The sequence below is a fragment of the Caulobacter sp. Root487D2Y genome, assembly GCF_001427165.1.
GTDB lineage: Bacteria > Pseudomonadota > Alphaproteobacteria > Caulobacterales > Caulobacteraceae > Caulobacter.
In genome coordinates this window covers 63,458-84,738 of record NZ_LMFD01000009.1, presented here as the reverse complement: position 1 = coordinate 84,738, position 21,281 = coordinate 63,458, and the positions used below count along the sequence as shown (strand labels likewise).

The 21,281-nt window shown below is 68.9% G+C and carries 20 protein-coding genes and 1 tRNA gene; 11 read left to right on the top strand and 10 right to left on the bottom strand.

Translation table 11 applies throughout. The annotated features are described in order from the left end of the window. The first annotated feature begins 55 nt into the window (after positions 1-55). Positions 56-1,258, top strand: a complete 1,203-nt coding sequence (locus tag ASD38_RS07920) for an O-antigen ligase family protein (protein WP_056459640.1) — start codon at positions 56-58, stop codon at positions 1,256-1,258. On the opposite strand, the gene ASD38_RS07915 is transcribed toward ASD38_RS07920, so the two are convergent. Then, positions 1,255-1,704, bottom strand: a complete 450-nt coding sequence (locus ASD38_RS07915; RefSeq protein ID WP_056459136.1) for a hypothetical protein — start codon at positions 1,702-1,704, stop codon at positions 1,255-1,257. The genes ASD38_RS07920 and ASD38_RS07915 overlap by 4 nt on opposite strands. Before the next feature lie 35 nt (positions 1,705-1,739). On the opposite strand from ASD38_RS07915, the gene ASD38_RS24285 reads away from it, so the two are divergent. Next, positions 1,740-2,372 (top strand): hypothetical protein, encoded by a 633-nt coding sequence (locus ASD38_RS24285; protein ID WP_200946001.1) that lies wholly within the window; start codon positions 1,740-1,742, stop codon positions 2,370-2,372. Between the two features lies 1 nt (position 2,373). On the opposite strand, the gene ASD38_RS24280 is transcribed toward ASD38_RS24285, so the two are convergent. The 5 genes from ASD38_RS24280 to hfsE all read right to left on the bottom strand — a co-directional run bounded on the left by ASD38_RS24280 (position 2,374) and on the right by hfsE (position 7,856). After that, complete coding sequence (locus tag ASD38_RS24280) at positions 2,374-2,544, bottom strand: hypothetical protein (protein WP_200941432.1); 171 nt, start codon at positions 2,542-2,544, stop codon at positions 2,374-2,376. A 673-nt stretch (positions 2,545-3,217) separates the two neighbouring features. Next, positions 3,218-3,991, bottom strand: coding sequence for an oligosaccharide deacetylase HfsH (gene hfsH, locus ASD38_RS07905; RefSeq protein WP_056459133.1), 774 nt, complete (start codon positions 3,989-3,991; stop codon positions 3,218-3,220). Beyond that, entirely contained in the window at positions 3,991-4,932 is a 942-nt protein-coding gene (gene hfsG, locus ASD38_RS07900; RefSeq protein WP_056459130.1) for a polysaccharide biosynthesis protein HfsG, read from the bottom strand. The genes hfsH and hfsG overlap by 1 nt, the downstream gene beginning before the upstream one ends. Next, entirely contained in the window at positions 4,929-6,371 is a 1,443-nt protein-coding gene (gene hfsF / locus ASD38_RS07895; RefSeq protein ID WP_056459127.1) for a polysaccharide biosynthesis protein HfsF, read from the bottom strand. The genes hfsG and hfsF overlap by 4 nt, the downstream gene beginning before the upstream one ends. 9 nt (positions 6,372-6,380) lie before the next feature. Next, positions 6,381-7,856, bottom strand: a complete 1,476-nt coding sequence (gene hfsE, locus ASD38_RS07890) for a polysaccharide biosynthesis protein HfsE (protein WP_235523796.1) — start codon at positions 7,854-7,856, stop codon at positions 6,381-6,383. A gap of 177 nt (positions 7,857-8,033) precedes the next feature. On the opposite strand from hfsE, the gene ASD38_RS07885 reads away from it, so the two are divergent. Together ASD38_RS07885 and ASD38_RS07880 are read left to right on the top strand one after the other, a co-directional pair. Continuing rightward, a tRNA-Ser gene (locus ASD38_RS07885) sits at positions 8,034-8,124 on the top strand. Positions 8,125-8,506: 382 nt separating this feature from the next. After that, on the top strand, positions 8,507-8,974 hold the full coding sequence (locus ASD38_RS07880; RefSeq protein ID WP_056459121.1) for an Hsp20/alpha crystallin family protein: 468 nt from the start codon (positions 8,507-8,509) through the stop codon (positions 8,972-8,974). A 22-nt stretch (positions 8,975-8,996) separates the two neighbouring features. Here ASD38_RS07880 and ASD38_RS07875 read toward each other — a convergent pair whose 3' ends face one another. After that, a complete protein-coding gene (locus tag ASD38_RS07875; protein WP_056441371.1) occupies positions 8,997-9,764 on the bottom strand; it encodes an SDR family NAD(P)-dependent oxidoreductase in 768 nt (255 codons plus the stop codon). Between the two features lie 182 nt (positions 9,765-9,946). Here ASD38_RS07875 and ASD38_RS07870 point away from each other — a divergent pair, with 182 nt between their 5' ends. The 7 genes from ASD38_RS07870 to ASD38_RS07840 all read left to right on the top strand — a co-directional run bounded on the left by ASD38_RS07870 (position 9,947) and on the right by ASD38_RS07840 (position 17,606). Next, entirely contained in the window at positions 9,947-10,213 is a 267-nt protein-coding gene (locus tag ASD38_RS07870; RefSeq protein WP_056441368.1) for a hypothetical protein, read from the top strand. Then, positions 10,201-10,776 carry a nitroreductase family protein gene (locus tag ASD38_RS07865; protein WP_082554743.1) on the top strand — a complete coding sequence of 192 codons (576 nt, stop codon included), beginning with the start codon at positions 10,201-10,203 and terminating at the stop codon, positions 10,774-10,776. The genes ASD38_RS07870 and ASD38_RS07865 overlap by 13 nt, the downstream gene beginning before the upstream one ends. Further along, a complete protein-coding gene (locus tag ASD38_RS07860) occupies positions 10,773-13,427 on the top strand; it encodes an erythromycin esterase family protein (RefSeq protein ID WP_056459118.1) in 2,655 nt (884 codons plus the stop codon). The genes ASD38_RS07865 and ASD38_RS07860 overlap by 4 nt, the downstream gene beginning before the upstream one ends. A 417-nt stretch (positions 13,428-13,844) precedes the next feature. After that, a complete protein-coding gene (locus tag ASD38_RS07855) occupies positions 13,845-14,468 on the top strand; it encodes a class I SAM-dependent methyltransferase (protein ID WP_056441360.1) in 624 nt (207 codons plus the stop codon). A 5-nt stretch (positions 14,469-14,473) separates the two neighbouring features. Continuing rightward, entirely contained in the window at positions 14,474-14,653 is a 180-nt protein-coding gene (locus tag ASD38_RS07850; RefSeq protein WP_056441357.1) for a hypothetical protein, read from the top strand. A 291-nt stretch (positions 14,654-14,944) separates the two neighbouring features. Continuing rightward, the gene (locus ASD38_RS07845) at positions 14,945-16,735 is read left to right on the top strand and encodes a thiamine pyrophosphate-binding protein (RefSeq protein WP_082560723.1); all 1,791 of its coding nucleotides are present in this window, start codon (positions 14,945-14,947) and stop codon (positions 16,733-16,735) included. A gap of 7 nt (positions 16,736-16,742) precedes the next feature. After that, positions 16,743-17,606, top strand: coding sequence for a class I SAM-dependent methyltransferase (locus ASD38_RS07840; protein WP_200946000.1), 864 nt, complete (start codon positions 16,743-16,745; stop codon positions 17,604-17,606). A 59-nt stretch (positions 17,607-17,665) separates the two neighbouring features. Here ASD38_RS07840 and ASD38_RS07835 read toward each other — a convergent pair whose 3' ends face one another. The 3 genes from ASD38_RS07835 to rfbH are packed head-to-tail and all read right to left on the bottom strand — an operon-like array spanning position 17,666 to position 21,183. Then, positions 17,666-18,763, bottom strand: coding sequence for a class I SAM-dependent methyltransferase (locus ASD38_RS07835; RefSeq protein ID WP_056459113.1), 1,098 nt, complete (start codon positions 18,761-18,763; stop codon positions 17,666-17,668). 4 nt (positions 18,764-18,767) lie between these two features. Next, positions 18,768-19,898, bottom strand: coding sequence for a glycosyltransferase family 2 protein (locus tag ASD38_RS07830; protein ID WP_056459110.1), 1,131 nt, complete (start codon positions 19,896-19,898; stop codon positions 18,768-18,770). Between the two features lie 19 nt (positions 19,899-19,917). After that, complete coding sequence (rfbH, locus tag ASD38_RS07825) at positions 19,918-21,183, bottom strand: lipopolysaccharide biosynthesis protein RfbH (RefSeq protein WP_442856977.1); 1,266 nt, start codon at positions 21,181-21,183, stop codon at positions 19,918-19,920. Positions 21,184-21,281 lie beyond the last annotated feature (98 nt).

Below are 21,281 nucleotides of genomic sequence, written 5' to 3'. Positions count from 1 at the left end.
GACCCCGGCCTACGGCGCGGCCGGCGCCGCGCCGACCCGGCTGACCTTTGTCCAAATGGCGCTATGGGCGCTGCCGGTCGTGGCCCTGCTGATCTACAGCGGCGGCTGGGAGCTGCCGCTGGTCGGCGAGAACGCCAGCGAAGCCGGCTCGGCCCTGCTGCGGGTCGGCTACCTGCCGGCCTACGCCGCCGGCTTCGCCCTGATCGCCTTGCGGCCCGGCTCGACCTTTCGGGTGCTGATCCGCCAGCCCTTCCTGATCGCCCTGCTGGTGGTGGTCGCCGCCTCGATATTCTGGTCGGTCAATCCGGACCAGACCGCCCGGCGCGGCTTCGCCCTGGTCTGCACCACCCTGGGCGGGATCGCCCTGGCGGCTCGCTTTCGTTGGCCCCAGCTGGCCGAGGTGGTCGGCGCGGCGTTCGCGGTGCTGATCATCGCCAGCTTCGTGGCGTGCCTGGCCGTGCCGAGCATCGGCGTGATGACCGAGCTCTTCCCCGGCGCCTGGCGCGGCCTGTGGCGCGAGAAGAACGGCCTGGGCGGCAACATGGCGTTCGGCTTCTGCATCCTGTCGGCGGCGGCGCTGCTGAACCCCCAGCGCGCCCGGCTGTGGTGGACGTTCGCCGGCCTGGCCCTGGTGCTGGTGCTGATGTCGACCTCCAAGACCTCGCTGGTGTCGCTGATGCTGGGCGTGGCGGCGATCGGCTTCGTCTGGATCGCCCGGCGCGGCCCGGTCCTCGGCGCGGCCGCCACCTGGACGGGGATCACCGGCGTCGTGCTGCTGGGGGCCTTCATCCTGTTCGCCTCGGATGTGTTCTTCGCGATCCTGGGCAAGGACGCCACCCTGACCGGCCGCACCAAGATCTGGGCGGCGGTGATGCGCGAGATCGAGGACCGGCCGTGGCTGGGCTACGGCTACCAGGCGGTGTGGGGCGACAAGTCCGGCTGGGGGCCGTTCGCCTGGATCAGCAAGAACGCCGGCTTCCAGGCCCAGCACGCCCACAACAGCTGGCTGGAACAGTGGCTGGGCCTGGGCCTGCTGGGCCTGATCGCCTGGGGGCTGTTCTACCTGCAGGCCATGGCCCTGGCGGTGATCGCGGTCTTCCGCGACCGGGGCGCGCTGCTCGCCTTCCCGTTCCTGGTCGTCTACAGCCTGGTCGCCCTGACCGAGAGCATCGCCCTGATCTACAACGACTTTCGCTGGGTGCTGTTCGTCGCCTTCGCCGCCAAGCTGGCGTTTCCGGACCGCAAGGTCAGGGCTTAGGCGTCGCCTGGGAACAGATCGCGGCAGATCGCATCGCCCAGCGCGTCGGACAGCACGATTTCCGGATCGCGCACGACGGCCAGCAACCCGTCGTCCTCGGCTTCCACGTGCAGGCGCCGCAGATCGACGACGCTCTTGTCGCTCGCGAGCCGAACCTTGACCTGGGCGTCGAGGAAGTTGACGGCGTTCGGCCGCATGTCGCGGGGCTGACGGATGTTGAGGCGCTCGACCTTGATGTCGAGCCGCAGATCCTTGCCGGCCGCGCAAACGGCGAGACGCTCGTCGACCGACTCGCGCAGCGTCGCCGCGAAGTCTTCGGTCAGCGGCTTGCCCCAACTCCAGCCGGTGCTGATGGTCACGTCCCGCACCCAGGCTCGCGGGGCGGCGTGGGCGGCGTTCGCGCTCAGCAAAAGGACGGCGGCGAGGGCGATCGGCGGATAGGTCATGGGTCGGCTTTCCAAGGGTGTTCCCGTAGTCACGCTTGTTTGAGATCACTCCGGATGAACCGGGCATGAGCGGAGCCGCGACCGCGTTGGCCTGGAAAGGACCCCACGCCGCCGGCCGTCGGGTGATCGTTGGGGCGTCGCTCATGATGCCGACGTCCTCATCGTGCGGCGCCCGGAAATCGAACAAGTTCCGGAGAGACGGGCGTTTGCTGAACGCCCGCGGCTTGGCGAATTCGAGCGCCTGGGGATTCATCGAGCGGTCGCGCGTCGAACGATCTCATGGACGTCGGATCGCGACGCTGTTCGTCTTGAGAGAGGAAGTCATGCGTTCCATTCGCCATCTCGCCGCCGTTGCGATCGCGGTTCTTGTCGGCGGAGGCGCGGCGTTGGCGCAGTCCGCGCCGGCGCCGGCGCCGGTCGCCGAGCCCCAGGCCAAGCCGGCGCTGACGATCGAAACACCGATCGAGGTCCTGGTCGCCATACCCAAGGCGCGGGCCGTTCTCGACGCGGATATTCCGGGGCTGACCGAGCATCCCATGTACGACAAGTTCAAGAGCGAGAACCTCAGCGCGCTGGCGCCGAAGTTCGGGGGCGCGATCTCGGACAAGGACCTGGCCAAGGTGCAGGCCGATCTCGCGGCCCTGTCCGTGACGACGTCGTCGCGCTAGCTCAGGATTTCGAGGCGAGGTCCGGCCGGGACGCCAGGAAGGCCGCGCGTTCCGCGTCCGTCAGGACCTTGGCGGTCTTGCGCCTGGCGACCATCGGCGTGGGTCGCGCGTAGGCCCCGGTCTGGGCGGGCGACGGCTTGAGATCGGCCAGGCGTTTGATCGGCGGCTTCATCTGTTTCCCTAGATCGGCTGAGTCGGGACCCAGTGAAGACTATCCGGCGGCCCGTGACGATCCCATGAAGTCGCCGCGTGAAGACGGCGGCGAGTTCTTGGCGCTGGGGATCGGCGAAGGTCCGTCCCCGTGAGCGCCAGGATAAACATAAACGATTTCAAAGTCTTGAAAATAATCAGCGTCACCACCGCTGGCGCGTTCAACCCCGTTCCATACTAATCCCACCTGAAGGCACGGGGAGGGCGCACGTACGGCGACCGATGCGGCTTTCAGGGGTGGACGAGCGGGAAGGCTTGTTCGCCGTGTCTTCTTCGGAAGACGCCCAAGGTTTGGCCCGCCCGTCGGGGGCGCGAGCGAAAGCGTCCGGAGAAGGGCTAAGACCCCTGCCTGCCGGACCGCTCCCGAACAACGGCTCCACGCGAAGCGCTTGTCTTCGTCGAAACGGTATCCAAACTGCAAATCCTCCGGGCGAGGCCCGGGCGCTTCGCACCCTCCCCATCAGCTCAGCGGCGGTCCGCGTGAAGACGAGAGGTCGTGCCGGTGAGCACTTGCCCCCTACGGCCGCTTCGCGGCCGTCTTCCCCCACGGGGGGAAGAGGAGCCGCGTTTCCATCCTCCGCCCCCTATGGGGGCGGACAGACCGCGAAGCGGTCAGGTGGGGGCAAGTCCGTGAGCTACGCCCCGATCCGCCGCGCCCCTTCGGCCACGGTCACCACGTCGAAGCCGGCCATCAGCGCCCCATCAACCAGCCGCTCCAGCGCGCCCGTCGTGCAGCCCCATCGCGACGGCTCGGGCGCCACGTCATGGGTGTAGAGGATCAGCCAGGCCTTGCGCCGGTGGGCCTTGTCCAACCAGTCCAGAGCGACCTGTTCGCCGTCCGCGCCCTCGACGCCGACCGCCGGAGCCTGGTTGAGGTCGACGCCGGTGGCGACCAGACCGTGGTGCAGGGCGCGCAGGGTCTTGAAGCGGCCCGCCAGCGCGGTCTTGGCGGGCGAGGCGACGTCGCCATAGGGGTAGGCGAAGCTGACCGGCTGGCCGGTCCCCCACTCGGCCAGATGTCGGGCGTTGAGGTCGACGTCGGCCAGGGTCTCGGCTTGCGAAGCCTGGCCGCAGTCCAGGTGAGAGAAGGTGTGGCAGGCGATCTCGTGGCCGGCGGCGTGCAGGCGGGCGGCGTCCGCCCCGGTGGCGAAGCGGCCCATCGGACCCTCGCGGCCGGTCAGGCCGGCGGCGAAATAGTAGGTGCCGCGCAGGCCGCGTTGTTCCAGCACGCGGGCTCCAGCTTCGCAGGCCGTGGCCGGCGCGTCGTCGAAGCTGAACGACACCATCGGCCGCTCCAGCTTCACGCGGGCGGGTCGGCGATGGGCCAGGCGGATCAGCCGGCGGCGGACCTTGCCCTTCAGGCTGCGGTCGGGCTCGTAGGCGTCGACTTTTTCAAATGAGGTCTGCATCAGACGGCGTCCGAATAGAGGGCGGCGCGATAGAGCCGCAGGGCGAAGGCGCGAAGCGGCGTCGGGGCCGCCTCGTTGAGGGCGAAGGCCTTGAGCCCCGGCCGCCAGACCCCCCGCAAGGGCGCGACCTTCAGGGCCTTGGCCGCCTTGTAGCTGGGATAGGCGCTGACCACCTCGCGATGGCCGGCGACCACCCGGGCGAAGTTGGCGGCCGACTGCTCGTACTTGGCGGCCAGGGCCGAGGCGGTGTCGAGGCCCAGATGGGTGGCCGAATTGTCGATGTGCAGGATCGGATGGAACCGGACCACGCGCATGGCCCACTCGACGTCCTCCCAGCCCCATCCGGCGAAGCCTTCGTCGAACCCGATGGTTTCGAAGACGTCGCGACGGACCAGCAGGTTGGAGGTGAAGACGTGCTTTTCCGGCTCCCTGGCCCGTTCCGGGGCCGGGGTGCAGTCGCTCTTCAGCGCCATGGACCGGTGCAGCTCGTGCTCGGGACGACGCGGGGTCTGGTCCAGGGTGAAGCCGCCGAATGCCACCGCCACGTCGTCGGCCGCGACGGCCGCCCAGCGGGTCAGGAAGTCCTTGGGATCGGGCAGCATGTCGCTGTCGAGAAACAGCAGATGCCGGCCCCGGGCGTGCTTGGCCAGGCGGTTGCGGCCCTTGGCCCGGCCCTCGTTGGGCGACAGCACGATCAGCCGGGCGGGCAGCTTCAGCCTCTCGAGGCGAGCGGCCATGCGCCGGGTCAGGTCGGCGTCGCCGCCGCCGTCGTCGAGCAGCACGATCTCGGCGTCGACTCCGCGCTCGTCCAGGGCCTTGAGCAGGGCGCTGGGATCGTCGCGATAGGTCGGGATCAGCACCGACAGGCGCGGCGTGGCCCCCTTTCCGTCAAGGGCGGCCCAGGCGGCGTTGTCGACGAAGGTTTCGGTCGCTTCGGTCATGCGGGGTTCAGTCGGCGTTGGAGGATGTCCATGGCCCGGCCGCGCAGGCCGCCGGCGTCGAGGGCCAGGACGACCGCGCCATAGACGAAGGCGCCCACGGACGCTTTGAGGATCAGTTCGACCACGCCGCCGAAGGCCGGCACGGCCAGCACCGCCGCGGCCATCAGGGCGCAGGCCAGGCCCGACTTGACCAGGCCGGCCCACGGCACGGGCAGGGGGCAGGCCCGGCGGCCCAGGATCGTTGCGGCCACGGCGCCGACGCCATAGCTGGCGGCGGTCGACCACAGGGCGCCGTCCAGGCCGAAGCGCGGGATCAGCGCCAGGTTCAGGGCCAGGTTCGCCCCGGCCGGGATGGCCATGCAGGCGATCAGCATCATCGTCCGTTTGCCCAGGGTGAAGGCCTGCAGCAGGTAGTAGGTGGTCACGCCCGACAGCCAGCCGGCCGCCGCGATCCAGGGCACGACCTGGCCGGCGCCGGCGCTCAGTCCGGGTCCGACCATCACCTGCGCCAACGGGCGGCCGACCAGGGCCAGGCCGACGGCGGCGGGCAGGGTCAGCAGCACCATGAAGCCGGCCTGTTCGTGGGCGGCGTCCTTGAGGGCCGCGTGTCCGCCGCGCTCCAGCGCCGCGACCAGGGCCGGTCCGCCGGCCATGCCCAGCCAGATGAAGACGACGTCCAGGGTCCGCGAGCCCAGCGAATAGCCGGCGTGGTAGACGCCCACGGCCCGCTCGTCGAGGAAGGCGGCCAGCAGGAAGCGGTCGGTGGTCGACAGCACCAGGGCCAGGATCAGCGACAGGGCCACCGGTAGGCCGTAGGCGGCGTAGGCCTTGGCCATCGCCGGGTCATAGCGGCCGCCATGGGCGCGACGCAGGTCGGCCGGCAGCACGAACACCAGGCACAGCAGCGAGATCGCCCCCATGCCCAGCAGCGGCGCCGCGCCGCCCAGGCCGACCAGGGCCAGGACCAGGCCCAGGCCGAAGCCGCCGCCCGTCTGGACGATGTCGAGCAGGGCCGCGCTGGAGACCTCGCCGGCGGCGCGACGGCGCTCCTGCGACAGCTTGGTCAGGCTCTTGACCACCACGGCGGCGAAGGCGGCGGCGATGGCGACCTTCAGCGGCGCCGACAGCGGGGCGAAGCGCAGCACGCCGGCGGCGACGACCGGCACGACCAGGGCCAGGCCGAACCACAGGCGGTAGAGGGTGGCGAAGTGATCGGGCAGGCGGCCGTCGGCGTCCTGGCGGGCATGGAAGCGGGCCATCGCCGCTTCCGTCCAGGTGAGCAGGATGGTCTGGGTCAGGCTGAGGGCCGAGAAGGCCAGGGCGTAGACGCCGTACTGTTCGGGCGTCAGGACGCGGGTGAACAGGACGATGGTGAGCAGTCCCACCACGCCCTGAGCGATATTGACCGGCAGATATCCAAGCACGCCGCGCCAGAACATGTTTCGCCCTCAGCGCACCGCCGACCGGTCCCCCAGAAGACAGGGGATGGTCATGGCGATGATGTAGAGGTCCAGCCAGAACGACTGGCGCTCGATGTATTCGACGTCCAGGGCGACGCGCTCCTGCACCAGCCGCGCGGTGTCGACCGGGCCGCGCGAGCCGTTGATCGCCGCCCAGCCGGTGACGCCCGGCTTCATGCGGTGACGATGGGCGTAGCGGGCGACCAGCTTTTCGGACTCCACGTCGCCGCTCTTCATGCCGATGGCGTGGGGGCGCGGGCCGACCATCGACATCTCGCCCTTCAGCACGTTGAACAGCTGGGGCAGCTCGTCGAGGCTGGTCTTGCGGATGAACTTGCCGACCTTGGTGACGCGGTCGTCGTTGGCGCTGACCTGGCGGGAGGCCTTGGCGTCGGCGGCCTCGTGGCGCATCGAGCGGAACTTCCAGACCAGGATCGCCTCGTTGTTGAAGCCGTGGCGGCGTTGGCGGAAGAACACCGGGCCGGGGCTGTCCAGCTTGATGGCCAGGGCGACCAGCAGCATCACCGGCGCGGCGGCCAGCAGGCCCAGGGACCCGATCACCAGGTCCTGGGCGCGCTTGGCGAAGGCGCGGCGCGCGTCGGTGGTCGCGGCCGACAGGTCGACGAAGTGGGCCAGCGAGGCATTGCGCTGCGCCTCGCGGTTCAGGTCGATGAACAGGCTGACGGGATTGGGCAGGACTTCCAGTCGTTCGACCAGTTGGCCGACCCGAGCCTGGGCGGTGGAGTTCACCGCGATGATCACCCGGTCGACACAGGGCATGATGTGGTGAACCAGCAGGCTGCCGGTGTCGCCGAGCACCGGCACGCCCAGCACCTGGGCCGGGGCGCGGTTGGCGCGGTCGTCGAACACGCCCAGCACGTTGACGTCGCCGGTGGCGAGCGCCGTGCGGATGAAGCGCTCGGCGTTGACCGTCGCGCCCACGATCACGACGTTCGGCGTCAGCCGGCCGTCGCGACGGCCGTGATCGACGGCGCGCCACCAGGCCACGTGCAGCGCGGCGGTGACGACAGCCAGGGCGATACCCCAGCTGGCCAGCAGCGCGGTGTCGACCTGGCTGCGTCCGAAGATCAGAGCGGCCAGCAGCACCACCACGCCGACCACGCCGAAGGCGGCCGACACCCGCAGGGCCTGACGGCCCAGGGTCTCGCGACGATGGAAGGTGTAGGCCTCCAGCAGGTAGAGGGCGGGCAGCAGGCTCAGGGCCCCCAGCACCATGGGGGCGAAGACGTCGGGCGTCGGGCGGGCGATGGCGATCGCGGCGGCGGTGACGCCGGCGAAGACCAGGCCGTCGAACACGCGGAACAGTCGCGACAGGCTGCGCACCCGCATCCGGGCCCGGGCCGGGACCAGTCGGCCGGGCCGGAACGGCCCGCGCCGGCCGACGCCCTCGACCGCTTCGTCCTCGATCACGAGACGCGGCGCGGCGGCCTGGACGTCGGGCATGACGACGTCCTCGCGTTCTGGCGGATGTGCGATAGCGGACGACATGAAGCCCCGAGCCCTTTGTAGAACAGGGTTCACACTAGTCTCGCGGTCTGAGCTTCACGTTAACGCGGATTTTTCGAGACAGCGCGTTGTCATGCCGTCGCGAACAGGCTATCGAACCGCTCCCTCTCAGGAGGAGACGTGGCCGAGAGGCTGAAGGCACCGCTTTGCTAAAGCGGCATACCCCAAAAGGGTATCGAGGGTTCGAATCCCTCCGTCTCCGCCATCCCCCTTTCCAACGCCGTCCACCAGCGTCCGTCCGAGTCCGCCGTACAGGGCGCCAGGCGCAACGACCGCCAGGTGGACATCCGCGGCGAGGCGCCGGCGACCTGTCCCGAGAGCGCGCCGCCTCTGACCTCTCGTCGGCGTCGATTCCATCAGTGAACCCTTCAAGCTTGCCGCGCACCATGGCGACCGTCGCCGAAAGCGAAGCCGCGGCGCTGCTGGCCTCACCCGCCCTGACCGTGAGGGTCGTTCAACCGTCGATGCTTCAATTGCTCCCGTAAAGACGGTGTCGGCGCCGCCCGATATTGACCCGGATCAAGGCTTCGGGGGCATTTTCGGTTTGAGCTGGGCTCAAACCTCCCCCAAAGCTCAGGAGCGCTCCAATGACCGCCCAACCCATCGCCAAGTCATTCCTGCCCAGCCTCCAGCGTCCGGCGACGACCGCGCTGGCGATCCAGCGCGAATTCAACCGCCTGTTCGACGATCTGGCCGCCGGTTGGAACAGCTTCGCTGAACTGCAGATCATGCCGCGCATGGATGTCCAGGAGACCAAGTCGGCCGTCGAGCTGACGCTGGAGCTGCCCGGCATCGCGCTCAACGACATCAAGATCGAATTCGAAGACGACGTCCTCACCATCAGCGGCGAGAAGAAGTCGGAGAAGGAAATCAAGGAAAAGAACCACCGGGTTTCCGAGCGCGCCTACGGCGCCTTTTCGCGGTCGGTTCCCCTGCCGCGCAGCGTCGACGCCGACAAGATCAAGGCCTCCATGGTCGATGGCGTGCTGACCATCGTAGCGCCGAAGAACGGCGTTTCCATCGCCAAGGCCATCAAGGTCCAGGCCGCCAAGTAGGCGCCGCCTGCGGGCCAAAGCCTCAGCGGGCCGTGTAGCCGCCGTCGATGACCAGTTCCGAGCCGGTCACGAATTTGGCTTCGTCCGACGCCAGATAGACCGCGCCCCAGGCGATGTCGTCGGCCTCGCCCATGTGTCCGAGCGGATGAAGGGCGTCGGTGGCCTGGCGGCCCGCCTCCAAGTCGCCCTGGGCGCTCAGGTGATGCTCGACCATTGGCGTCCAGATGAAGCCCGGATGGATGGAGTTCACGCGAATGCGATCACCGGCGTAGAGGAGCGCGTCGGTCTTGCTCATCAACCGGACGGCCCCTTTCGAGGCGTGGTAGGCGGGGACGTCCGCCGCGCCCACCAGTCCATAGATGGACGACAGGTTGATGATGGCGCCGCCGCCAGCGCGCCGCAAATGGCGGATGGCGTGCTTGGTGCAGAAGAACACGCCCTTGACGTTTATGGCCTGGACCCAATCCCACTCCGCTTCGGTCAACTCGTGCGTCGGCTTATTGGCCCCGGCCACGCCCGCGTTGTTGACCAGCACGTCGATGCGGCCAAAGTGCTCGGCGACTTCATCGATCGCCTGCTTCACCTGGGCTTCGCGGCTGACGTCGCACGGCCAGTAGCGCGGCTTGCCCCCCAGGGCGGCGATTTCGGCGACGAGCGCGGCGCCTTCGTCGTGGAGCACGTCGAAGATGGCGACCGCGGCGCCTTCCTCCGACATCCGCAGCGCCGTGGCCCGGCCAAGCCCGAGCGCGCCGCCGGTGATGATCGCGACCTTGTTCTTGAGCCGATCCATCGGTCTTACCTTTCGGACAACCGGCGCCGTCGAGAAAATCCCTGCTGGGTGCGAACGCTCGGCGCGCTTCGGACTTGATCCTGTCCCACCACGGTCACTCTCCGGCACGCCGCCGCATTGATGGAACTCAAGTTCCTCCGCGACGGGTCGATCAAAGGGCCGATCCGCTTCAACGGGGGCCTTTGATCGAGATCAAGACCATCCAGATCGAACCTGCCATCCAATGGTTGGGGGAACGGAGATTGGGAATGGCCCGTCCATTCGAACCGATCGGCTCATCGATCCGCGACCATACCGGTGCCCCGGGGCTGAAGGCGCACCTCGGTCGCGTCTGTTTGAGGCTGACCGCAGGGTTGGTCCTGTCGACCGCGATCGCCGTTTGCGTCGCCTATGTTCCGGCCTTGGTCGGTTTGATCCTCGCGAGCGGAGGATCGACATGGACGTTCTAGAAGCCATCCACGCACGGCGGGCCGTTCGCGACTATCGCCAAGAACCGGTGGCCGACTCCGTGCTCGCCGCGCTGATCGACGCGGCGATCTGGGCCCCGAGCGGGATCAACCTGCAGCCCTGGTGCTTTTTCGTCATCGACGACGCCGCGACCCTGGCGTCCTGTTCGACCCGGGCCAAGGCGGCCCTTCAGGACGCGGCGACGGACCATCCCGAACTGGCCGGACTGCGCCCCATGCTCGCCTCGCCGTCGTTCAACATCTTCTACAATGCTCCCGCCCTGATCATCATCTGTGCGACGACGGCCGATGAGATGGCTCTGAAGGATTGTTGTCTAGCCGCTCAGAATCTGATGCTGGCCGCGACCGCCAAGGGCCTGGGGAGCTGCTGGATCGGTCTTTCGGAAACCTGGCTCAACACCGACCAGGCCAAGGCCGATCTGGGGATACCAGGCGACTTCAAGCCCGTCGCGCCCATCATCGTCGGTTATCCGAACCGCGCGCCGGCGGCTTCCTCGCGACGCGAGGCGGATATCCGTCATGTCGGCAGGGCGGCGTGGTCATGACCTCGCCCCTCGACGCCCCCCTCTTTGTCGACCGCGCCGATGCGGGCCGGCGATTGGCGGCGCGCCTGGCGGGGCTGGGACTTCAGCACCCCGTGGTCTACGCCCTGCCGCGCGGCGGCGTTCCGGTCGCCGTGGAGATCGCCAAGGTCCTGGCGGCGCCGATCGACCTGATCCTCGTGCGCAAGCTGGGAGCGCCGGGACACGCTGAACTGGCCGTCGGCGCCGTGGTCGACGGGGAGGAGGCCCAGACCGTCATCAACGAAGAGGTCGCGCGCATGACCGGCGCCGACGCCGCCTTCCTGCGGGACGCCCGGCGCCGGGAACTCGATGAGATCGAGCGACGGCGCGCGCTTTATCTCGGCGACCATCCCCGCATCAGTCCCGTCGGGCGCACGGCGATCGTGGTCGACGACGGTCTGGCGACCGGCGCGACGGCCAAGGTGGCGCTGCGGGCGCTCCGGCGTCAGGGCGCGGCTCGGATCGTACTGGCCATCCCCCTCGCGCCATCCGAAACCTTGGAGGCGATGCGCGCCGAGGCCGACGAGGTTGTCTGCCTGGCGACGCCGCGCCCCTTCCATGGCGTCGGGGCGTTCTACGGCGACTTTCATCAACTGACCGATGACGAAACCGTGGCCCTGCTGCGCCAGGCCTGGGAGGCCAGCCCGCCGCGCGGGACGGGAGACGTCGAACGGCGCAAGGTAAGTCTGGCGCCGTTAGGCCTGTCCGGCGACCTGCAGGTTCCCGACGGCGCGCGGGGGATCGTGGTGTTCGCCCACGGCAGCGGGTCCAGTCGCCTCAGCCCCCGCAACCGCGCCGTGGCCGACGCCCTCAACGCGGGCGGCATGGCGACGCTGCTGTTCGACCTGCTTGGCGAGACCGAAGCCGCGGACCGCCGGAAGGTGTTCGACATCGACCTGCTGGCCGAGCGGCTTGTCCAAGCCACGACCTGGATCGCGGCCCAGCCCGATCTCTCCCGGCTGCCGCTCGGCCTGTTCGGCGCCAGCACCGGCGCGGCCGCCGCCCTGGTGGCGGCGGCGAAGTTGGGAGAGCGCGTGCGGGCCGTCGTTTCTCGCGGTGGGCGGCCGGATCTCGCCGGCGCGGCGCTCGCACGCGTCTCGGCGCCGACCCTGCTCATCGTCGGCGGCGCGGACCACCAGGTCATCGAACTCAATCGCCAGGCCCTTGCCAGGCTGCCTGGCGACAAGGCGCTGAGGATCGTTCCCGGCGCCGGACACCTGTTCGAGGAAGCCGGGACGCTCGAACAGGTCATGCATCTGGCCGGCGACTGGTTTCGAGCCAAGCTTTGCGTCCCGCCGCCACCCGGGTCGGCGACCGCGCCGCGGGCGGTGGCCGTGACCGCGCAAACGCGCCTCGCCGCGGCGGCCGAACCCCTGCCGGACATCGACGATCCCGCCTTTGCCGCCGCCTTCGACCGCTACGGCGAGGCGCGCGTCGTCCTGCTGGGCGAGGCCAGCCACGGGACAAGCGAGTTCTACCGCGCCCGGACGGCGATCACGCGCCGGCTCATCGAACAGCATGGCTTCGAGATTGTCGCGGTCGAGGCCGACTGGCCTGACGCCGCCGCCATAGATCGACACGTGCGACTGAAGCCGCACAGGGAGATGACTCCGCCGCCCTTCACCCGGTTCCCAACCTGGATGTGGCGCAACACCGACGTCGACGCCTTCACCCGTTGGCTGCGCGCGTATAACGAGGAGCTTTCGGCAGGCGATCGCGTCGCCTTCCATGGTCTTGATCTCTACAATATGCGCGCCTCGATGGCGGAGGTGCTGGCCTATCTCGACGGAGTCGATCCGCTGACCGCCGCCGAGGCCCGGGACCGGTACGCGTGCATGGCGCCCTGGAACAATGCGCCGGCGGGCTACGGACGGGCGGCGCTGAGCGAGGGCTACGCGATCTGCGAACGCGAGGTCGTGAGCATACTTGTCGACCTGGTGCGCAAGGCCGCCGACTACGCCGCCCAGGATGGCGAGAGCCTGTTCGACGCCACGCAGAACGCGCGTCTGGTGGTCGACGCCGAACGCTACTACCGGGCGATGTACCATGGCGCGCACGAGTCGTGGAACCTGCGCGACCGGCACATGTTCGAGACGCTGGATCGAGTCCTCAAGATGCGCGGCCCGGGGGCGAAGGCCGTGGTCTGGGCGCACAATTCCCACATAGGCGACGCTCGTTATACGGAAATGGGCGCCGCGCGGGGCGAACTGAACATCGGTCAGCTCTGCCGCGAACGTTTTGGGAGCAACGCCGCCCTGATCGGCCTGGGCACGCATAGCGGCACGGTGATGGCGGCGTCCGACTGGGACGCGCCGGCGGAGGTGAAGACGGTCAGGCCGTCGCGGTCCGACAGTTACGAAGCGCTGTTCCACGAGGTGGGCGTCGAACGGTTCCTGGTCGATCTGCGGCCGGGTCGCAAAGAGGCCTTGCGCGCCGACCTGCGCGAACCGCGTTTGGAGCGCTATATCGGCGTGGTCTATCGTCCCGACAGCGAGCGCCTGAGTCACTACGCTCACGCCAGCCTGCCCGAACAGTACGACGCCTTCGTCTGGTTCGACCGGACGCGGGCCGTGACCCCATTGGCGACCGAGGTTCGCGCCGGCGAGGACGAGACCTATCCTTTCGGCCTGTGATCTGCGCGGCGGTCGCCGCGGCCAGAAACCCTTCGAACCGCAGACTCTCGCTCGCGCACCGGGCGATGCTTTGGGACTGGACGCGATTCACTGAGGCGGGCAGGAGCGCGCCATCCGATCGCGGTCTGATGATGGAGTGGTCGGACCGTGAGCGCCGCCCGCGGGCGCTGGCCAATATCCATCGCCTGGAAATCCTGCGCGCCCTCGGCGCCGGGGCCTTGGGGGCAGCGACCTTCAGACCCGGCCGCCGCTGTCCCAATCGGCGCTGCCGCAGCATCTGGAGCGCCCGCGCGAGGCGGGCGTCGTCCCCGCTGACCGGCAAGGCCCGGCCGGCGCCTATCGGATCGTCGACGTGGAGGCCTTGACCCTGGCCGAGGGACTCCTACGGTTCGTCGATCGGCGGGGAGAGCAGCAGCCATGACCTCGTTCTATGACCGCCACGTCCTGCCGCGCCTCATAGGCTGCGCCTGCGGGGCGGGGGCGATCGCCAAGCAGCGCGCCAAGGTCGTGCCGCAAGCGCGGGGGCGGGTTCTGGAGCTAGGCGTCGGCGGCGGCTTGAACCTGGCGTTCTATGATCCGACGCGCGTGACCAGCGTCACCGGCGTAGATCCGTCGCAAGGCCTGAGGGAGCGGGCCTTGGCCGCGCCGCGCCCGGAAGGCCTGAAGGTCGAGGTGCTGGCGGGGGAGGCCGAGCAGCTGGCCTTCGGCGACCACAGCTTCGACACCGTCGTCTGCACCTTCACCCTCTGCTCGGTCCACACGCCCGGCGCGGTGCTGTCCGAGGCGCGCCGGGTTCTCAAGCCGGGGGGGCGCTTTGTCTTTTGCGAGCACGGCCTGGCGCCCGACCCCGGGGTCGCGCGCTGGCAAGGGCGCATCGAGCCGTTCTGGACGCCGCTGGCCGGCGGCTGCCGCCTGACCCGGCCCGTGGGCGCGGCGATCGCTGCCGCGGGCTTCGTGATCGAACAGGCCCAGACCTTCTACATGCCCAAGGCGCCCAAGCCGCTGGGCTGGTGCGAGCTTGGCGTGGCGCGTCCCGCCTGAGGGCGATGGCCGAGACGGTCCTAGGGTGGTGGCGCAATCATCAGATCGACGCCTTGGTCGTCGCGGCGCGGGCGCGGGCCGTGCTGGCCGCCCATGGCGACACGGTTCGGACGATCAAGGCCAAGGATCCCGACGCCGCGGAAGCCGCCCTGGCGGGCCATTTCGAACTGATCGCCGCGGGCTGACACGCTTTGAGCCGCCATGAGCACGATCAGGGCGGCCGTCGGCGCGTCGCGCCTGAAATGACGCTGATGGACCGTGGTGGACGCGCTTGGGCCCATGCTTTCCTTGGCCCAGACCGTGGGGCAGGGACCGGGGTGCAAGGCGGCCAGATGGCGGTTAAGTAGCTGATTTTATGTATTAATGTACTAAAAATGGCGGACTCCCCCTCTGCCGTCCCCCCAGCCTCCCTTTGATCGACGACCTTGATCGCCCCGCCGTCCGCCGCCTATTCAGGTGTTTTCGGCGTGGTGCTCATGAGTCCTTCTCGTCCTCCGATCCGTCCCGCGGCCGAGCGCAACATCGCCTCGTACGCCGTGGACCTGGCCGCGGCCCTGGGGGCCCGCGCGGCCTTCACCCTGACGGGCGGGATGGCGATGTATCTGAACCGGGCGGTCTCGACCCACCCCGGGCTGACGGCCGTCTACAACCAGCACGAACAGGCCTGCGCCGCCGCCGCCGAGGGCTACGCCAAGGCCACGGACTACCGAGGCGCGGGCCTGGCGGTGGTCACGGCCGGGCCGGGGGTGACCAACACCATCACCAGCCTGTGCTCGGCCTACGGCGACAGCGCGCCGGTGATCGTGCTGGCCGGCCAGGTCAAGACCGCCGACATCGACGCCTTCGGCACGCGCACCCATGGGAACCAGGAGGTGCGGTCGCGCGAGCTGATCAGCCCTTGCGTCAAGCGCTTCACCCGGCTGACGGCGGCGGGCTTCCGCGAGGAGTTGGTCGAGACCTTCGCCGAGGCCTTCGCCGGTCGGCCTGGGCCGGTGTTCGTCGAGATCCCGCTCGACGTTCAGAACGTGGTGCTGGACTACGCGCCCGACGACATCGAGGCGGCCGTCGTGGCGATCCGGGCCCGGATCGCGGCCCAGGTCGGCCCCGCCGACCTGGCCGCCTTGACCGAGGCCCTGACCTGGCTGCTCGGGGCCGAGCGCCCGCTGGTCTATATCGGCAACGGCTGCCGGCTGGCCCAGGTCGAGGCCGCGGCGCGCGGCTTCATCGAGGCGCATGGCCTGCCGGCCGTGGTCTCTTGGGTGTCGATCGACCAGCTGCCGACCGAGCATCCGCTGAACTTCGGGGCGCCCGGCGGGATGGCCCCGCTGTCGGCCAACCAGATCCTCTACCGCGCCGACCGGGTGCTGTTCCTCGGCGCGCGCCTGGATCTGGGGACCACCGCCTTCCAGCGCCAGGATTTCGGCGCCCAGGCCGAGCGGGTGATGATCGACATCGACCCCAGCGAACTGGCCAAGTTCGAAGGCATGCCGGGCACGCGCGGCGTTCGGGCGGACCTGAAGGCCCTGCCGGCCGCCGTCGCCGCGACCCGGGGCCAATCCAAGGCCATGGCGGCCGACTGGCTGGCCTGGTGCGAGGCGCGTCGAGTCGAATACGCCGCCGACGAGCGCCGGCGCCTGACCGTCGACAGCCTCAACATCTACGGCGTGGCCCAGCGCCTGTCGGCCTGGTCACCGGGCAAGGTGTTCGCGCCCACCAGCTCGGGCTGGGCCATCGAGGCCTTCTTCCGCTTCTTCGCCCCGCGCGAGGACGCCCGCATCTTCTTCGGCGCCTCGCTGGGAGCCATGGGCCTGGGCCTGCCCCAAGCCCTGGGCGCCAGCTTCGGCACCGACAAGCAGGTGATCTGCGTCGAGGCCGACGGCGGGCTGATGCTGAACCTGCAGGAGCTGGCGACCCTGGCCCACTACGCGCCCAAGGGCTTCGTGCTGTTCGTGCTCAACAACGACGGCTACGGCTCGATCCATGCTTCGCAGATCCGCCACTTCGGGGCGGCGGGCGGGGCAAGCCGGGACTCCGGCGTCTTCATCCCCGACTACGGCAAGGTCGCCCCGGCGTTCGGCCTGCGCTACCTGCGCATCGACAGCCTGGAGGCCCTGGACGCCCTGCTGCCGACCCTGGACGCCGACGCCGCGCCGGTGTTCGTCGACCTGATGATCGACGCCACGGAGTCGCGGGGGCCGTCGGTGAAGACCGTGATCTCTCCGGACGGCAAGCTGTCGTCCACGCCGCTGTCGGACATCCAGTGGTAGGGGCCTGGTGAACGAGCGCATCGCCAGCCGCTGCATCTGCTGCGACGGCGATCGGCTGCGCAAGTCGCCGGCGATCCTGATGCCCTTCGTCGCCAAGCGGGTGTTCGACTGGGAACCGGTCGAGATCACCGAGGCGTGGGGCATGAAGACCCTGCGCTTGGGCATGGCCTATCCGCTGTGCAACTCGCTGCAGTGCCGGGACTGCGGGGCGCTGTTCCTGGACATCCGGTTCAGCGACGCGGAGATGTCACGGCTCTACACCGGCTATCGCGACGCCGAGTACACGGCGCTGCGCGAGCGTTTCGAGCCGGGCTACGCGGCGCTGAACACCGCCCTGGCGGAGCGCGCGGCCTATTTGCCCGAGGTCGAGGCGATGATCGCCCCGCACCTGTCGGGACCGCCGCACGTATTGGACTGGGGCGGCGACACCGGTCTCAACACCCCGTTCCGGGGCGCCGCGGCCAGCCTGTCGGTGCACGACATCTCGGGCCTGTCCCTGGTCGAAGGCGTCGCCGCCGTCGATCGCGAGGGCCTGGCGCGGTCGCGGTTCGACCTGGTGGTCTGCAGCAACGTGCTGGAGCATGTGCCCGCCCCGGCGGACCTGCTGGATGACATCGCCGAGGCGATGTCGCCGGAAACCCTGCTCTATCTGGAAGTGCCGCACGAGGCCTATATGATCCAGAACGCCGGGGTCGAGGATCTGGCGGCCGGCAAGAAGTACTGGCACGAGCACGTCAACTTCTTCACCGAGACGTCGCTGCGGGCCCTGATCGCCCGCCAGGGCCTCACGCTCGTCCATTTCGAGATCCTCAAGACCGAGATCTACGGACGCACCGGCCAGCTGTTCTGCATGCTCTGCCGCAAGGCCTAGACTTTTCCGTTTCGCGCATTTTCTTCACGCGAACCGGCGTCCGCTTCGCTCGAAAATGCTCAGACGTAGCGGACTTGGCTGCGCGGATAGGTCTCGCGGAAGAAGTCGTCCAGCTTCGAGAACTGCGAGACCGTACAGACGATCAGGCCGCCGTCGATCCGGACGATCTCGGTCGGGTCCACGAACTGGAACCGGGCCTGTCCGTCGGCCGCGAGGGTCGCCGCGTTACGGTCGATCACCGCGATCACGTTGCCTTCCAGGCCGTGCAGCGGCCCGCCCGGCAGCAGGCTGCGATGGAAATTGTCGCCGAAGCCGTAGACGAAGAACTTCCGATCGCGCAGCTGGGCGCGGACCTCCGCCCAGCGCGGCGCCTCGGCGCGCAGATAGGTCTCGATCGCGGCCGGGACAGCCTGTTCGGCTCGGCGGTTTTGCAGGACGACATACTGGGCCGGATAGAACTCGCCCAAGGCGTAGGGCATGGCGTAGGTCCCGCCGGCCACGACGTCGAAGCCCCGCGGCGCGATCTTCAGGATCGCGCGCTGCGAGAAGTGGTTGATGTGCAGTCGGTCGACATAATAGCCGAAATGCGGTTGCGGACGGGCCGCGTAGAGCTTGGGGTCCGGCGTCTCGACGTGGACCAGCCCGCCGTCGCCGACCAGGCCGAACAGGTCCTTGATCTGGTCGATGTCGGCCATGTGCTCGACCACGTGGCTGAGGATCACCAGGTCGTGGCCGGCCGCCGGGAACTGGTCGCTGAACCGCAGGTTCGGCAGGTCCGAGGGGAAGTTGGCGTTGACGTCGAAGCCCAGGAACTGGACCTGCGGAAAACGCTCGGCCAGGACGTGCAGCAGGCCGCCGCCGCCGCAGCCAAAGTCCAGCACCGAACGGACCGGCCGCGAGGCGATCAGGCCGGCCAGGATCTCGGCCTGAGGCAGGTTGCGATACTGGCCGTGCCGCTGGGCCGTGTCGTTGGCGACCGCCGCGTAGTAGTCGCGATAGTCGGTCGGATCGCGCGGCCAGGTGAAGGCGAAGTCGCAGTCCATGCAGCCGTGCAGCGTAATGGCGCTGGGCAGGTGCGGCTTTTCGCCAAAGCGCAGTTCGGCGATAGGAACGCCCGCCTCGCGGTTGCAGATCGGGCAGGGCGGCTGCAGGGGCATGAGCTCAAGGCGCCGTCGATTGCATGAACATCGCCGAAGCGTTCAGCGCGGCTTCGCGCGCCTGGGCCAGGGTCTGCTTCGCTTCGCTCTCGCGCTTCGCCATTTGCTGGAGCGTGTTGTTGTAGGTCCAGAGTTCGGCGAGCTGAGCCAGTCGGTCCGGCCGGCAATGGGCCAGGGTGGCTTCAAAGGCGCGGCGATGGCCCAGGGTTAGGTGGTAACCCGAATAGAGCGCCCGCAGCATGTTCTCGAAGACGGTGTCGACCAGCGTGACGTCCGGCCGGTCGTAGGAGTTGACCTGTCGGTGGCCGTTGGTCCGCTCGAACAGATCGGCCGGAGCGCCGACCCTGGCGGCGATCTCGATCAGCATGCGCGGCAGGTCGCCGGCGTAGTCGAAGAAATTGCCGGCGTTGTAGTCGATGGTCTGGGAGTTCTCGACCCGGTGCACCAGGTGATTGGCCGCGCTGTAATAGGCCGGGGCGTGAGCGTGCTTTTCCAGATAGGCGACAACGTGCGGGTGACGGGTGTCGGAGCGCAGATAGGGCTCCGCGTCCAGCTTCCGGGCGGCCTCGGTGTTCTCGATCTGGGCGCTGATGAAAGCCAGCTGGTTGATCCCGAACGCGCAGAAGAGATCGATGAAGCTGTTGAAGCGCTTGTCCGGCACGTTGTTCAACGAGGTGTAGAGCACCTGGGTCAGGTCGGCGTTGGCCGCGCGCTTATTCAGGGTGAGAAAGCTGGGCGCCTCGCGCTCCAGGATCTGGACCACGCTGCCCACGCCGCCGTCCAGCAGCACGTCGTCCGAACCGAAGGCCCAGGTGTAGCGCCCTTGGGCGCGCCAAGGCGCGGCGAACAGGTTGAAGAATCCCCCCTCGTCGCGGGCGTTGACCATATAGCCGAGGCGCGGGTAGCGGTCGGCCAGGGCGCGGATCATGCCGTTCGTGTCGGGACCCGAGTTGTTGTCGCTGATCAGCAGCTCGACCTTGTCCTCCAGCCCGTCCTTCAACTGGTCGGCGATGCTCTGGACGGTGAGCTGCAACTCGGCGGGGCGTTCATAGGTCGGGATGACGATGCTGAGCGCCGGCTGCTCCGCGAACGGCCGGATCTGGCTTTCGGCGAGGGCGCATTCGAGTTTGGGCATGGGCTCTTTCGCTCGGGGACTAGGCCGCCGCGGCGCGGGCGCGACAGAAGGTGTGAAGGGTGTCGAGGACGTAGGCGATGTGGTCGGCCCCGAGGCCGGGATAGACCCCGATCCAGAACGTCCGCTCCATGATCGCGTCGGCGACGGACAGCTCGCCGGCGATACGGAAATTGCGGCCGGCCATGTAGGGCTGGCGCACCAGGTTGCCGCCGAACAGAAGGCGCGTGCCGATGCGGGCGTCTTCCAGGTGGCGGGTCAGCTCGTTGCGGGTGAAGGGCGCGTCCGGCCTGACGGTGATCGGAAAGCCGAACCAGGCCGGGTCGCTGTTCGGCGTCGCCTCGGGCAGGACCAGGAAGTCCCGCAGGTCGGCCAGGCCCGCCTTCAGGGCGGCGAAGTTGCGTTTTCGCGCGCCGATGAAGCCGTCGAGGTGGTCCATCTGCGTCAGGCCCACCGAGGCCTGCATGTCGGTCATCTTCAGGTTATAGCCGAGGTGGCCGTAGATGTACTTGTGGTCGTAGCCGCGCGGCAGGTCGCCCATCTTCCAGCCGAACCGCTTGCCGCAGGTGTTGTCCATGCCCGGCGCGCAGAAGCAGTCGCGGCCCCAGTCGCGGAACGACTCCGCCAGGCGGCGCAGGAACTCGTCATTGGTGAAGACGGCCCCGCCTTCGCCAGTGGTGATATGGTGAGCGGGATAGAAGCTGAGGGTGGCGATGTCGCCGAACGTCCCGACCTGTCGGCCGTCATAGGTCGAGCCCAGGGCGTCGCAGCAGTCCTCGACCAGCCACAGGCCGTGGTCGTCGCAGAGCTTGCGGATGGCCGCCAGGTCGAACGGGTTGCCCAGGGTGTGGGCGGCCATGATCGCCTTGGTCTTTGGACCGATCGCGGCGGCGACCTTTTCCGGGTCGAAGTTGTAGGTGGTCGGCAGCATGTCGACGAACACCGGGACCAGACCCGCGCCGAGCAGGGGATTGACCGTGGTCGGAAAGCCGGTGGCGGCGGTGATCACCTCGTCGCCGGGCTTCAGCTGGCGAGCCTTCAGCTTGGGCGAGGTCAGGGCCGACAGGGCCACCAGGTTGGCCGACGAGCCGGAATTGACGGTCATGGCGTACTGGACGTCCAGGCGTTGGGCCAGCTTGGCCTCGAAGGCGTCGTTGAAGCGCCCGGTGGTCAGCCAGAAGTCCAGGGCCGAGTCGACCAGGCTGCGCATGTCGGAGGCGTCGTAGATCCGGCCCGAGACAGGGACGGGCGACGCGCCGGCTTGGAACGCTTTCGGCGCGTGGGCCAGCGCGTGGTACTCCTCGACCAGGGCGAGAATCCTGCCGCGAAGCGCCGCGGTCTCCTCCGAGGGTTCCTGAAACGAAATGACGAGCTCTCCGATGGCCC